Raw genomic sequence first — 13,613 nt, forward strand, 5'->3', positions numbered from 1 at the left:
ATATTTTCTATAATTCATGCAGCTTATATAGATTCATTCTAAACGCAAATATAAGTGTAAAAGCTAAGAAAACGAAGTATTTGACCATAATTGATTTATTCAGGAATAAAGCAAAGCTATAGTGTTATTATGAGCAAAATTTCTATTTTATTTCTTCCACGGGATCCCAAAAGTATTTTTCAAGATCCTGCACTTTATTATCCTTCACTTTAACACCTTCGGCAGCTAACATTTGTTGCATTGCACTATGATCGCCAAAATGACTTTTACCGGTAAGGAGTCCATTTCTATTCACCACCCGGTGTGCAGGCACATCGTCCAGGTCTTTTGCCGAATTCATAGCATAGCCCACCATTCTCGCACTTTTTGCCGCACCTATACTTTTTGCGATCGCACCATAAGATGTAACTTTTCCGCCTGGTATTTGTCTCACCACATCGTAAACCCTTTCAAAAAAACTTTTTTCTTCCAAAACTAGGCGTAATAAATTCTTATAAGCGTAACAATAACTAAGATGAGCATTAGTGCGGTCATAAAATAATTGGAATATTTTGAAAAAGCTTCTGCCTGTTTTTCAATTCTAACAAAAGAAAGCACATAAGCATACAAGGTAGTAAAACTGCCCAGGGAAGCGGCCAAAATAAACGCGACAATCCGGGACCAATCGTAAGAGCTTCCCACCCCAATATTTAATGCCCCTGCTATGGCCACAAAGTAAGGAACCGGAAAAATATTTAGGCCGGCCACCAGCATTCCCTTAAAGATGCTATTGGAATTTGCCTTGCTTGATTTATGTTCAATACCCCCTCGCTTTTTTGCCTGAATAAAAAAATAAATACTTAAGAGTATAAATACAACCAGGCCTGTACGCAGTAGAACATTCTGGACAAATTCATTTTTAAATATATATTTTGCCAGTAAAACAGCAACGGTAGCTTGAATAATAACTACAATAGTAGCCCCAAATGCAACATAAAGCCCATTTTTCTTTCCTTTTTCAACACAGGTTTTAGCCACGGTCATATTTACCAAACCCGGCGGCACGACTCCAAGTAGTGCCGCAAAATAAGTAATTAGAAAAAGCTTTGTTTCTTCCAAAAGGGACTTATTTTATTCTAAATTGAATATAGGTTATTGGTTTTCCCCGCTCAAGATACTGTTTTTCGTAGAAAGTTTGAATCTCCCTTACTTCTTTTGGAGAATATTCATTTTTATAGATATCGTGATGCGCATAAAGAACTTCATGACCTTCGCCATGAAGCAAGCCAAGCGTGTAGCCATGCATAAATTCACTATCGGTTTTAAGGTTCACCAGTCCTTCGGCTTTTAAAATATGTTTATATTTTTGAAGAAACTCGCTGTTTGTTAAGCGGTGTTTGGTACGCTTATATTTAATTTGCGGATCGGGAAAAGTGATCCAAATTTCATCTACCTCGTCTTCTGCAAAAACCCGATCTATTAATTCTATTTGAGTTCTTAGAAAAGCAACGTTTGCCAGGTCTTCTTCCAGGGCAGTTTTTGCTCCTCTCCAAAAACGGGCACCTTTAATGTCTATTCCTATAAAATTCTTTCCCGAATCCTGTTTAGAAAGACCTATGGTATATTCTCCTTTCCCACAACCCAATTCCAACACTATAGGATTATTGTTTTTAAAGAAATCTTTTTTCCAATTTCCTTTTAATTTAAACTGGTCCTTCTCCAATTCTTCCCGGGAGGGCTGTATTACATTTTCAAATGTTTCGTTCTCCCTAAATCGTCTTAGTTTATTTTTACTTCCCACGCCTTAATTTAATATTTTGGTAAAACTAAAGAAAATAGCGCACAGGCCATTAATAATATATTTGATATATGCCTAAGAAACGAATTTTAGTAGCGGTTTTAAATTGGGGACTTGGCCATGCTACACGATGTACCCCAATTATTAAAGCCTTGCAAGAGCACGATTTCAAGGTTTTTATCGCTTCAGACGGGGCTGCGCTGGAATTACTAAAAAAAGAATTCCCCAATATTAGAGCTTTCGAACTACCTTCCTATAATATTTCCTATAGCAAATCTGCCCACACTTTTAAATGGAAATTACTTAGGGAAACTCCAGGAATTCTAAAAGCAATAAATAGGGAAAAAAAGGAGGTTAAAAGGCTTGTTGAAGCTTATAAATTTTCCGGAATAATTTCAGACAACCGATTTGGCTGCAGACATAGTAAAATTAACTCTGTTTTTATTACCCATCAGCTAAATGTTCTAAGTGGCAGCACCACCTATTTAAGCAGTAATATGCACCAAAAATATATTTCAAAGTTTAATGAATGTTGGGTTCCCGATCTACCTGGAAGCAACAATTTAAGCGGTATGATGGGACATTTAAAAAAAACACCTGCAAATGTGAAGTATATTGGGCCGCTTAGCCGATTTAAGAATACGCCTCTACCAAAAAAATATAATTATGCAGTAATCTTATCGGGGCCAGAACCCCAAAGAACAATGCTTGAAAAAAAGTTACTTTACTCGTTTAAAGCATCTGACAAAAAAATTATCCTGGTAAGAGGAGTGATAAACGAAAAGGAGATGTTATCTAGTAATAAGAATATCTACATCAAAAATTACTTAACTTCAGAAGCCCTGCAAAAAGTGATTCTGGAAAGCGATTTAATTATTTGCCGTTCTGGATACTCCAGTATAATGGATTTGGCCAAACTAGAAAAAAAAGCATTTTTTATCCCTACCCCGGGACAATACGAACAACAGTATTTAGCCAAAAAATTTATGAAACAAGGTGTTGCAGCTTATTGTCAACAGGAAAATTTTACAATTTCAAAACTTGAGGATTCAAAATATTTTTCAGGCTTCGGGGGTTGCAATTTCAGTGTCGATTTCGGGGATATCTTTACTTTTTTCGAGCGTAAATGAAAATTCACTACCCACACCAAAAACACTTTCTACATATATTTTTTCATCGTGGGCTTCAATAATATGCTTCACTATAGAGAGCCCTAAACCCGAACCGCCTTCCTTTCTGGAGCCACTTTTATCTACACGGTAAAACCTTTCAAAAACACGAGGGAGGTTTTCTTCTTCAATTCCTTCACCATTATCGGTTACCCGAACTATCACCTTATTTTTTATAAGGTTTTCTATACTAATTTCGGTAGTCCCGTCCTCCTTTCCATATTTGATAGAGTTTACAATTAGATTCGTTAAAATCTGCTGAATTCGATCCCTGTCGCCATAAACCCAAATAGGTTTATCGTAATCAATATCAAAAGTAAGCGTGATATTCTTTTTTGCAGCCTTCATTTCCAGAAGGTCAAATGAGCCCTGAATTATTTCTACAATATTAAAATCTTCTTTTTCTAAATGGAGGTCTCCTGTCTCCAGTTTGGTAATCATATCTAAATCCCGAACTATATAAATAAGACGTTCTACACCTTTACTTGCACGCTGCAAATATTTTTTACGTATCGTTTTATCTTTCATGGCACCATCAAGCAAGGTAAGTATGTACCCCTGAACTGTAAATAAAGGAGTTTTAAGTTCGTGGGAGACATTACCCATAAATTCTTTTCTATAGGTTTCGCGAACCTTAAGGCTATCTATCTCCAGCTTCTTGTCTTTGGTAAATTTTTCAACTTCGCGGGTAAGTGTAGCCATATCGGTAGTAACCCGGTTAGGACTTAGGCTAGTAGATTCCAGAAGTGAAACATTATCGTATATCTTTTTTATTCGCTTATAAATAAAATGTTCTACCCTATATTGGATAATAAAAAAAGAAACAAAATAGGTAATAAGTATAAAAGTAAAAAAAGGGCCAAGTAAAAGGCCACTGGTAAAATGTGCAAAGCCTGCCAACACCACACTCAAAAATACGGTAATATAGAGTGAAGTCTTTATCGCAAACTTATATGAACGTTTAAACTTTTTTGCCATTAAACAACAAACTTATAGCCCACACCTTTTACAGTTTTAAAACATTCGTCGCCAATTTTTTCCCTCAACTTTCTAATGTGTACGTCTATTGTACGTCCGCCAACTACAACTTCCGCACCCCATACATTATCAAGGATATCTTCTCGTTTAAAGACTTTTCCCGGTTTTGAGGCCAGCAATGAGAGTAATTCAAACTCTTTTCTTGGTAAAATTATCTCTTCACCACTCTTAATTACTTTATACTCGTCTCGGTTAATAATAAGGTCTTTAATTTTTACAACATTAGAAGTGGTCGTATCATCTTTAAAGCGTCTAAGCAAAGCTTTTACCTTGCTCACTAAAACTTTTGGCTTAATAGGCTTGGTTATATAATCGTCTGCTCCGGCATCAAAACCGGCCATTTGAGAATAATCCTCTCCCCTTGCGGTAAGAAAGGTGATAATTGTATCTTCCAGCTCCGGCAATTTTCTAATCTGGGAGCAGGCTTCAATACCATCCATTTCGGGCATCATCACATCAAGGATAATAAGCTGTGGTTTTTTCTTTTTTGCAAGCTTTACCCCATCGGCACCATTATCTGCTGTTATTACCTGGTAACCTTCCGAAGAAAGATTGTAAGCAACAATTTCCAGAATATCCGGCTCATCGTCTACCAGTAAAATTTTGATGTCTTTTTTTTTCATTTCGGTCTTATTGAATTGGTAAATATGAGGTAAAAGTAACCATAAATTTGAACTTTTGTAAGCCCACCCCACTTGGTAACCTTAACCTAACATAATAATCACAAACGCATAATTTCAACTTAACAAAGGCTTTACACTACACCCTTTAATTTGCAGCACAGAATGAAACACAGTGATGAAGAATTATCTATCTATTTTTAGCTTGCTTTTGTTAAGTACAACAATGCTAGCGCAAAACGAAACTACCGGTACAATTGCCGGAAGATTATCTGACAATGAGACAGAGAACCAACCTTTGCCTTTTGCCAATGTAATTATTAAAGACATAAACAAAGGAACTACTTCAGATTTTGACGGTTTATATGCTTTAAAAAATATTGAACCCGGAACTTATAGCGTAGAATTTAGCTTTATAGGTTACGAAACACTGGAAATTCCAAATGTAGAAGTTGTTGCCGGAAAAGTTACCGAAGTTAACACAGGACTTGGAGCCAGTGCAGCATCATTAGATGAAGTTGTTATTTCTACGGTTTCAAGACAGGATTCTGAAGTAGCATTACTTTTAGAACAAAAAAGTGCCATACAAATAAAGGAGAGTATTGGCGCCCAGGAATTGGCCAAAATAGGGGTCTCTGATGCCGGTACTGCTACCACTAAAATCTCAGGGGTAACCAGTAGTGAGGCTTCCGGGGATATCTTTGTTAGAGGTTTAGGTGACCGCTACCTTTATACTACTTTAAACGGATTACCAATCCCATCAGACGATGTGGAACGTAAAAATATAGACTTAGGCCTTTTTCCAACACGAGTTATTAAAAGTGTAGGAATAAGCAAAACTTATTCTCCCTCTTACTCTGCAGATCAGGCTTCGGGAAATATAGATATTGAATCCCGTGAATTAGTAGGAAGCGAAGAGTTTGACCTGGGAATTAGAGCAGGCGTTAACACCAATGCGATAGGCCAGTTTGGCGATTTTAAGGTAAGTCCAAACCAAGACAACGCTTATTTTGGTTTTCATACACAAAATATCCCTGTTGAATATAGCCTTTACAATCAAACCTGGAACCCGCAAACCGCAGATGCACCTATTAACCGCAGATATGCTTTAACAGCCGGAAAGAAATTTGGCGAAAAACTAAAAGTACTCTTAACGGCTTCACAGTCGCGCAAATTTGAATATCGTGAAGGTGAATTTACCGAATACCGAAACAATAACCGCTACGATTATTTTACCGATGTAGAGAACTTCACTCAAACCGACAATACCACCGGAATGCTTGATGTGCTTTACGAAATTAACGAGAATAACGAGATTAAAGCGACAAGCCTTTTTATAAACAAACTTACCGATGAAGTTTACGAAAGTGGTAGAAATGGCGAAGGCGTTGTTTTTGAAGAAACCAATCCCGGCGAAGGCCTTAACCAGTTTGTACGCGACCAAAATATAAAGCAAACTCGCTTATGGATTAATCAGTTGCACGGTACACACAAACTAGCAGACAACAACCAATTAAATTGGGGGCTAGGTTATAACCTTGTTAATGCCGATGAGCCAAACCGAATAAGAAATGAAGTGAATTACGATGGCGAAGATTTTATTCAATTGGGAAGAACGGGCGGTTACCAACAAAGAAAATCTTCGCAAAAAATTAAAGACAACGAGATAAATGCATATGTCGAGGATAGAATCACCTTTGTAAACCCGCAAGAAAATGAAGAAATTACCAAAAATATCTTTGTTGACTTTGGCGGAAGCTACAGAAACAAACAAAGAGATTTTGTTTCCCGTTTTTTCGGCGTTATTGAAGGAAAAACAAACACCTTTAACCCTACTTCTTTAGATAATTTATCAAGCATTTTTGTTATAGATAACTTTAGAAGTGGAGACCTAAAAATTAAAAAGCTAACCCCCGATTTTTATAATGCCGAATTACAATCTTATGGTGGCTTTGTAAATTTCAACTATGGAAAAGACAATTGGAATGTAAACTTAGGAGCTCGTTTTCAGGAGGACAAACTTAATGTAGACTTTGATGTTAACAACTATCCTACAAACCTCCCGGAGTTTTCCAATCAGTCATATAATAACATTTATCCGAGTTTAAATTTCAAGTTATCCCCAACCGAGAATTCAAATATCAGGTTCTCGGCAAGCAAAACAATTACACTACCTGAATTTAAAGAAATTGCCCCTTTTGAGTATGTTTCTCAAACAGGGCAGGTAACAAGGGGAAATCCAAATCTTGATGCTTCCAACAATTTAAATTTCGATTTAAAATACGAACTATTTCCGTCTTCAGGACAGTTAATCTCCTTAACCGGATTCTATAAAAACATCGCTAACCCTATTAATAAAGTTCAGGATAGAGGAGCTGCAGGTATATTCTCTTACTTCAACGCAGGAGAGGAAGCTAATATTTACGGGCTGGAACTAGAGACAAGACTAGAGGTAATTGATAATGAAACCCCGGAAGGACTCGACCTTGATATTGCTTTTAACGCTTCAAGAATGTGGCACAAGCAAGATCTTAAAGATGTATTTGACGGAGAAACCTTTATTAGAACTTTTAAATACAATAACAAAAGTGAAATTGGCCTTCAGGGAGCCTCAGATTGGATTTTCAATGGTTCTTTAAATTTCTCCACCGAATCAGAGAACCCTTTTAGTGCCTCGTTAGTTGGTAATTACGCTTCAGATAAAATATATGCACTTGGTGCTCCTGAAGCTCAGAATGATGGCGATATATTCTATAACGACGAAATTATTGAAAAAGGTTTTGTAACTCTGGATCTTGTGGTAAGCAAAAGCTTTGGCGAGCATTGGGGATTTCAATTCCGCGGGCAAAATCTTTTAAATCCTGAAATAGAAAGAGTACAGGATATTAGACCTAGCTCAACGGGTATAGAAGCCACACAAACTGTAAGGTCTTATACCAGAGGCGCTATTTTAAGTCTTGGAGTAAACTATTCATTTTAATAATTAATAAGCATTCAATTATAAATTTTAACCATTCAATTTTATTAAAACCTAAATTATGAAGATTTTTAAAAACAGATTTTTACCAACACTAGCCCTTACACTTGGGCTTAGCATCACAAGCTGTAGCTCTGATGATTCATTTGAAAGACTGGATGACGACGATCCATCAACAACACCAGAAGGAACCGAACTTAAAGGTAGCCTGGAAGAAGATCGCACCTTAGATGCGAGTGAAACTTATAATCTTACCGGCATATTTTCTGTAGAAGCAGGAGTAACCTTAACCATCCCGGCCGGTACTGAAATTATTGCAGATTCTGATGAAGATGCAACAGGTGTTTATATTGTAGTACAAAAAGGAGCTATGATAGATATTCAGGGTACTGCTACGGCACCGGTAGTTATGAGATCATCCAGTGCCGAAAGAGGAAGCTGGGGCGGACTCATTATTGCCGGTGATGCTGAAACTACCGCTGGTGTAAATGCCACTGCCGAAGTTGGTGGAATTATCTATGGCGGGAGTAATCCTGAAGACAACTCTGGTTCTATAGAGTACCTTATACTTGCCGATGCCGGAGCTCAAATTAGCTTAGATTCCCAGTACAACGGACTTTCTCTTTATGGAGTTGGGTCTGAAACAACTGTTGAAAACATCGCCATCTTAAACGGTTCTGATGATGGAGTTGAATTCTTTGGTGGTTCGGTTTCAGCTACCAATCTATATTTAGAAAACAACGAAGATGATGCAGTAGACTGGACAGAAGGCTGGAACGGTACTGTTACAAACACCTATGTTTATCATGATATAGAAAATTTCTCTACTGCCATTGAAGCAGATGGAGTAAACGGAAATCCAACTATAGAAAACTTTACTGCTGTTTCTTCAACCGGAGGTGTAGCATTACAGTTTAAGGCACAGTCTGGAGCCACAATAAATGGACTTTCACTTTCTGGATACGACACCGCTATTGATATTACAGAAGAGGAAAGAACCGATCTTTCTGCAATTCAAATTGAAGGAGAAACTGCAAGCCTGGAAGCAACATATGAAATAGATGCTACAGTAGATATTGCCTTATTTAACTGGGTAAAATAATATAAAACAGGTTTAGTAAGAATAACTTAGCTTAAATGGGCTGTTTGAAAAGATTTTCAGACAGCCCATTTTTTTAATAAAAAATTAATACTCAAAGAGCAATAAACTTGGCAGGATTTTTGAAAATTTTATTGTAAGTTTGTACAAACCCCTAGCACAAAGAATGAAGCAATACTACTTCTATACTTTCATAATAGCTGTTTTCCTAACGTTTGCTGCTCCAAATGCAGTTTATGCTCAGGATACTACCAGCCTGGGGAATAAAACTGAAATTCCTATAGAAGGCCTATCTATTTATCCTAATCCGGTTACCAACGGAAAAGTCTACATTAGCACTTCACAAAACAAGTACAAGGATATTGAGATTTATAATGTTTTAGGGAAGCCTGTACAACGTACAAAATTAAGAGGAAGAGAGCTTGATGTGTCCGATCTTAGCGCAGGGATCTATATTCTAAAAATTAAGGAAGAAAAAGCTACGGCAACCAGAAAATTAGTGGTGCGGTAATTCGCTTTGCAATAGGTTCCTAAAAAATCTGCCAGCAAACTACCTAAAGCCAAGCCCACGAGGCATTAGTTGGAAATAAACTTTTAATTTCAAAGCAAGCTTTAAAGTCACAATAACTACCGTGATAAACCGCGATTATCAAGTAAAGTTATTTACGGCAAACTGCTACCCAATATTTCTTACCTTCGCTTTTCTAAATTCCTATAAGAATGCTAGCTGAAAGAATTTTTAATATTTCTAGCCAACAAGATTTTGACGAGATTAGCCTTGAAGTTTTTTCTTATCAGTTTCAACATAATCCTGTTTATAAAGAGTTTTGTTTATTACTACAACGTACTCCTCAAAACGTTTTTCTGGTAGAAGATATTCCATTTTTACCCATAGAATTTTTTAAAAAAAAGAAAATTGTTTCTTCGCGAGCCAAAACTGAAATTACTTTTACCAGTAGCGGAACTACCGGCAACACTACCAGCAAGCATTACGTTACCGATTTAAGGGTTTACGAAGAAAGCTTTTTTAAAGCTTTTAAAGAATTTTATGGAAATCCCGAAGAAATGGTAATTTTAGCACTTCTACCCTCTTATTTAGAACGCCAGGGTTCGTCATTAATCTATATGGCCGATAGCTTAATAAAATGCAGTAAGCACCCCGAAAGCGGCTTCTATCTTGACAATCTTAAAGCTCTACAAGAACAACTTAAAGTCTTAGATAAGAACGGCAAAAAAATCTTGTTGTTAGGAGTTTCGTTTGCATTGCTGGATTTGATAGAAACCTACGATTTTCAGCTAAAAAATACCATAATCATGGAAACCGGTGGAATGAAGGGAAGACGTAAAGAAATGATTCGCGAAGAATTGCACAAGGTTCTTGCCAACGGATTTGGAGTAGGCAAAATTCATAGTGAATATGGAATGACAGAATTACTTTCGCAAGCCTACTCTACTGGCGATGGTATTTTTGAGACTCCTGCCTGGATGAAACTTCTTATACGGGATCCCGAAGATGCCCTAAATTACCTCCCACATAACAAAACCGGCGGCATAAACGTAATAGATCTGGCAAATTTTAACTCTTGTTCATTTATAGCCACACAAGATTTAGGGAGAAAAAAAGATAAAAACCTCACAGAGATTCTTGGAAGGTTTGATAATAGCGATATTAGAGGGTGCAACCTCTTAGTCCTATAAAATAATCAAGAAAAACATTAGCTAATAAAAACTTAAAAATCAATCAGTTATAGTTAAAAAATATTAAACTCTGTAAATTTTCAGGGGTTTTATCGACTTACTATATGTAAGATGACAATTCAATAAACTGCGTTGATTCTTACAACTAAGTGAAATTTTTTCATATTAGATTGGTTAGTTAGTTGCAAGCCCCGCAAACATCCTGTTTACGGGGTTTTGTATTTATCTACACCACTCTAATTATATAGGTATTTTTCTTTCCTTTATTAAGAATTACATATTTATTATTAATAAGATCATTTGTGGTAATGGTGTAATCCTCTTTTACCTTTTCTTTATTTACAGAAACAGAATTTTCTTTAAGGGCTCTTCTGGCTTCACCATTAGACTGTAAAAAATTGGTTTTAGCAGCTAGAGCTCCAATCATATCCAAACCGGCTTCTATTTCGGTTTTAGTAATTTCGGCCTGGGGAACCCCTTCAAAAACATCTAAAAAAGTAGCTTCATCTAAAGATTTTAAATCGGTAGCGGTACTTTTTCCAAAGAGCACTTCAGAAGCTTTTAAAGCATTCTCATAATCTTCTCTAGAATGTACCATAACAGTCACTTCTTCTGCTAAAGTTTTTTGCAGCAAACGCATATGAGGGGCTTCTTTATGCTCCTTTACAATTTTTTCAACCTCTTCCTTATTTAAAAGAGTAAATATTTTAATATACTTTTCGGCATCAACATCACTGGTATTTAGCCAGTATTGGTAGAATTTATAGGGAGAAGTACGCTTGGGATCAAGCCAAACATTCCCACCTTCAGTTTTCCCAAATTTAGTCCCATCGGCTTTGGTTATCAGCGGGCAGGTTAAAGCATAACCTTTCCCATTACCTATACGCCTAATCATCTCTGTACCGGTGGTAATGTTACCCCATTGGTCGCTACCACCCATTTGCAGCGTGCAATCCTTTTCTTTGAATAAATGCAGAAAATCATAGCCCTGCACCATTTGATACGTAAATTCGGTAAAAGACATTCCTTCGGCAGCGTCAGAAGTTAATCGTTTCTTAACCGAATCTTTGGCCATCATATAATTTACAGTAATATGCTTGCCTACATCACGAATAAACTCAAGAAAACTAAAGTTTTTCATCCAGTCGTAGTTATTCACCATTACCGCGGCATTTTCTTCATCCTTTCCAAACTCCAAAAATTTAGAAAGCTGGTTTTTTATTGCCTGTTGATTATGCTGCAAAGTCTTTTCATCAAGTAGATTTCGTTCTGCAGATTTTCCAGATGGATCGCCAATCATTCCTGTAGCACCACCAATTAAAGCATAAGGTTTATGCCCACACAACTGAAAATGCTTAAGCATCATAACACTCACTAAATGGCCTATATGAAGAGAATCTGCAGTGGGATCTATTCCAACATAGGCAGATCGCATTGCTTCTTTTAAATGCTCTTCGGTACCAGGCATTACATCATGCAACATACCTCTCCAGGTAAGCTCTTCTACAAAGTTCTTATTCATAATTCTAATAATTTTGCACAAAAATAATAGTATCTCCCTTAAAGCCAGCACCACAAAAGCACTATTAACGAAAATTTTAAACTTCAGTAAAAAGCCGGGAGAAATAAAATAGGATTAAAAAGTAAAGATAATATAAACTCTTATTTTTCCTAAGTGGTTTTGGTATATTTACCACATGATTTTAGTTACAGGCGGCACCGGACTTGTAGGTTCACATTTATTGTTGAATTTATTAAAAGCCGGTAAAAAAATTAGGGCTCTTCACAGAAAAAATAGCGATCTAAAAGCAGTTGAGCGTGTTTTTAAATATTATACTTCTATAGAAGAAGCAACAAGCCTATTCAAAAAGATTGAATGGTTTGAAGCCGATATCACAAATATACCTCAACTCAATAAAGCTTTCGAGAATGTAGCCTATGTTTATCATTGTGCAGCACTGGTTTCTTTTAATCCTACAGATGACAAAGAGCTTAGAAAAATTAATATTGAAGGTACTGCTAACATAGTTAATCTTTGCATCGCATTTAATATTAAGAAGTTGTGTTACGTAAGTAGTGTGGCTGCCCTTGGAAAAAGTTTAAAAAACAAGGAAATTAACGAAGGAAGTATTTGGAACCCCGAAGAAGACCACAGCGACTACGCCATATCTAAGTATGGTGCCGAAATTGAGATTTGGCGAGGCACCCAGGAAGGTGTTCCTACCGTAATTGTAAAGCCCGGGATTATTATTGGACCGGGGTTTTGGAGAGAAGGTACCGGCCAAATTTTCTCAAAAATTAATAAGGGAATGAAATATCACTTCCCCAAAACAGCTGGTTTCGTTGGCGTAAAGGATGTAGTTTGTGCAATGCAACAACTAATGGAGAGCGAGATTAAAACCGAAGATTACATATTGGTCTCAGAAAATCTTAGCTTTAAAACGGTTTTTGACCTAACCGCCACTGCATTAAACAAGCCTACGCCTAAAAAAGAACTCAAAAAATGGATGCTATGGATGGGATGGTTTTTCCAGAAAATTGGCGGCTTTTTTGGTGCAAAAAAAAGCATTACAAAAAATACGGTGAAGACTTTATTTCAGGATAGTTTTTATACCAACCAAAAGATTAGGCAACATATTGATTTTAAATTTACCCCAGTAAAAGAAGTAATTATTGAAACAGCTAAGTTTTATAAAAAAGACAACACCTAATTTCTAGACACCGGCGTAGTAAGACTATCAACAACCGGTTTAGTTTCAATAAGGCTGTCTTTTTCTTTTGTAATTGTATCTGACAACTCCTCAAAATCTGGCTCTATAGTATCTCCCGCTTTCTTTAAAGAATCTTTTCTCGCGGTAGCAATAGAGTCTTTAATCCTCTTTTCCTGTAGCTGCAGAGTATCTAATTTCACTTTCAGCCTTTCAAAACCCTGCTTTACACTATCATAAATACGCTGATAAATTTCATAATTATCAGCGTAATAATCGTTGCTGCGTTTAAATTGGATACTATCTATTTTATACTTCTCAAATACGTATTCCTGCCCTTGAATCCCGGTACTTTCAAAAATACGTTTACTAAAGTTCCTGGCAGATTGCAACAGGGAAATTTCTGTAATAATATCTACCATTTTATCTTCAGGGATAAGGTTTTCCGGTTTTTCAGATTTTTCAATATTCTGGCAGGCGATAAATGTCGCAACAACACAAAGCAATAAAATAATTTTCTTCAACAT

General features: G+C 36.5%; 13 protein-coding genes. 6 read left to right on the forward strand and 7 right to left on the reverse strand.

Annotated features, from left to right (window positions below):
- Positions 1-142: 142 nt before the first annotated feature.
- From I6U50_RS11520 to trmB, 3 genes are read right to left on the reverse strand one after another with little or no spacing between them, the layout of a single operon-like run.
- The gene (locus tag I6U50_RS11520; RefSeq protein ID WP_193710167.1) at positions 143-472 is read right to left on the reverse strand and encodes an MGMT family protein; all 330 of its coding nucleotides are present in this window, start codon (positions 470-472) and stop codon (positions 143-145) included.
- Between the two features lie 2 nt (positions 473-474).
- Positions 475-1,098, reverse strand: a complete 624-nt coding sequence (locus tag I6U50_RS11525) for a LysE family translocator (RefSeq protein ID WP_193710166.1) — start codon at positions 1,096-1,098, stop codon at positions 475-477.
- 7 nt (positions 1,099-1,105) lie between these two features.
- Positions 1,106-1,780 (reverse strand): tRNA (guanosine(46)-N7)-methyltransferase TrmB, encoded by a 675-nt coding sequence (gene trmB, locus I6U50_RS11530; RefSeq protein ID WP_193710165.1) that lies wholly within the window; start codon positions 1,778-1,780, stop codon positions 1,106-1,108.
- A 68-nt stretch (positions 1,781-1,848) separates the two neighbouring features.
- Here trmB and I6U50_RS11535 point away from each other — a divergent pair, with 68 nt between their 5' ends.
- The gene (locus tag I6U50_RS11535) at positions 1,849-2,907 is read left to right on the forward strand and encodes a glycosyltransferase (protein WP_198638941.1); all 1,059 of its coding nucleotides are present in this window, start codon (positions 1,849-1,851) and stop codon (positions 2,905-2,907) included.
- Here I6U50_RS11535 and I6U50_RS11540 read toward each other — a convergent pair.
- Positions 2,839-3,924, reverse strand: coding sequence for a sensor histidine kinase (locus I6U50_RS11540; RefSeq protein ID WP_198638942.1), 1,086 nt, complete (start codon positions 3,922-3,924; stop codon positions 2,839-2,841). The genes I6U50_RS11535 and I6U50_RS11540 overlap by 69 nt on opposite strands.
- Positions 3,924-4,607, reverse strand: a complete 684-nt coding sequence (locus I6U50_RS11545) for a response regulator transcription factor (RefSeq protein WP_193710162.1) — start codon at positions 4,605-4,607, stop codon at positions 3,924-3,926. Before I6U50_RS11545 ends, I6U50_RS11540 begins: the two co-directional genes overlap by 1 nt.
- Before the next feature lie 175 nt (positions 4,608-4,782).
- On the opposite strand from I6U50_RS11545, the gene I6U50_RS11550 reads away from it, so the two are divergent.
- The 4 genes from I6U50_RS11550 to I6U50_RS11565 all read left to right on the forward strand — a co-directional run bounded on the left by I6U50_RS11550 (position 4,783) and on the right by I6U50_RS11565 (position 10,378).
- Positions 4,783-7,584 (forward strand): TonB-dependent receptor, encoded by a 2,802-nt coding sequence (locus I6U50_RS11550; protein ID WP_198638943.1) that lies wholly within the window; start codon positions 4,783-4,785, stop codon positions 7,582-7,584.
- A 58-nt stretch (positions 7,585-7,642) separates the two neighbouring features.
- Positions 7,643-8,683, forward strand: coding sequence for a hypothetical protein (locus tag I6U50_RS11555; protein ID WP_198638944.1), 1,041 nt, complete (start codon positions 7,643-7,645; stop codon positions 8,681-8,683).
- Positions 8,684-8,846: 163 nt separating this feature from the next.
- The gene (locus I6U50_RS11560) at positions 8,847-9,191 is read left to right on the forward strand and encodes a T9SS type A sorting domain-containing protein (RefSeq protein ID WP_198638945.1); all 345 of its coding nucleotides are present in this window, start codon (positions 8,847-8,849) and stop codon (positions 9,189-9,191) included.
- A gap of 209 nt (positions 9,192-9,400) precedes the next feature.
- The gene (locus I6U50_RS11565) at positions 9,401-10,378 is read left to right on the forward strand and encodes a LuxE/PaaK family acyltransferase (protein ID WP_198638946.1); all 978 of its coding nucleotides are present in this window, start codon (positions 9,401-9,403) and stop codon (positions 10,376-10,378) included.
- A gap of 226 nt (positions 10,379-10,604) precedes the next feature.
- Here I6U50_RS11565 and tyrS read toward each other — a convergent pair whose 3' ends face one another.
- Positions 10,605-11,900, reverse strand: coding sequence for a tyrosine--tRNA ligase (gene tyrS, locus I6U50_RS11570; RefSeq protein ID WP_198638947.1), 1,296 nt, complete (start codon positions 11,898-11,900; stop codon positions 10,605-10,607).
- A gap of 175 nt (positions 11,901-12,075) precedes the next feature.
- On the opposite strand from tyrS, the gene I6U50_RS11575 reads away from it, so the two are divergent.
- Positions 12,076-13,089, forward strand: a complete 1,014-nt coding sequence (locus I6U50_RS11575; protein ID WP_198638948.1) for an NAD-dependent epimerase/dehydratase family protein — start codon at positions 12,076-12,078, stop codon at positions 13,087-13,089.
- Here I6U50_RS11575 and I6U50_RS11580 read toward each other — a convergent pair.
- Positions 13,086-13,613 carry a DUF4296 domain-containing protein gene (locus I6U50_RS11580; RefSeq protein WP_198638949.1) on the reverse strand — a complete coding sequence of 176 codons (528 nt, stop codon included), beginning with the start codon at positions 13,611-13,613 and terminating at the stop codon, positions 13,086-13,088. The two genes, I6U50_RS11575 and I6U50_RS11580, sit on opposite strands and share 4 nt — an antisense overlap.

It is taken from the genome of Salegentibacter maritimus, from assembly GCF_016236975.1.
In the GTDB taxonomy this organism is placed as follows: domain Bacteria; phylum Bacteroidota; class Bacteroidia; order Flavobacteriales; family Flavobacteriaceae; genus Salegentibacter; species Salegentibacter maritimus.

Coding starts and splice junctions, on each gene's coding strand:
- I6U50_RS11535 (WP_198638941.1), top strand. CDS start 1,849: ATGCCTAAGAAACGAATTTTAGTAGCGGTTTTAAATTGGGGACTTGGC.
- I6U50_RS11540 (WP_198638942.1), bottom strand. CDS start 3,924: ATGGCAAAAAAGTTTAAACGTTCATATAAGTTTGCGATAAAGACTTCA.
- I6U50_RS11545 (WP_193710162.1), bottom strand. CDS start 4,607: ATGAAAAAAAAAGACATCAAAATTTTACTGGTAGACGATGAGCCGGAT.
- I6U50_RS11550 (WP_198638943.1), top strand. CDS start 4,783: ATGAAGAATTATCTATCTATTTTTAGCTTGCTTTTGTTAAGTACAACA.
- I6U50_RS11555 (WP_198638944.1), top strand. CDS start 7,643: ATGAAGATTTTTAAAAACAGATTTTTACCAACACTAGCCCTTACACTT.
- I6U50_RS11560 (WP_198638945.1), top strand. CDS start 8,847: ATGAAGCAATACTACTTCTATACTTTCATAATAGCTGTTTTCCTAACG.
- I6U50_RS11565 (WP_198638946.1), top strand. CDS start 9,401: ATGCTAGCTGAAAGAATTTTTAATATTTCTAGCCAACAAGATTTTGAC.
- tyrS (WP_198638947.1), bottom strand. CDS start 11,900: ATGAATAAGAACTTTGTAGAAGAGCTTACCTGGAGAGGTATGTTGCAT.
- I6U50_RS11575 (WP_198638948.1), top strand. CDS start 12,076: ATGATTTTAGTTACAGGCGGCACCGGACTTGTAGGTTCACATTTATTG.
- I6U50_RS11580 (WP_198638949.1), bottom strand. CDS start 13,613: ATGTTGAAGAAAATTATTTTATTGCTTTGTGTTGTTGCGACATTTATC.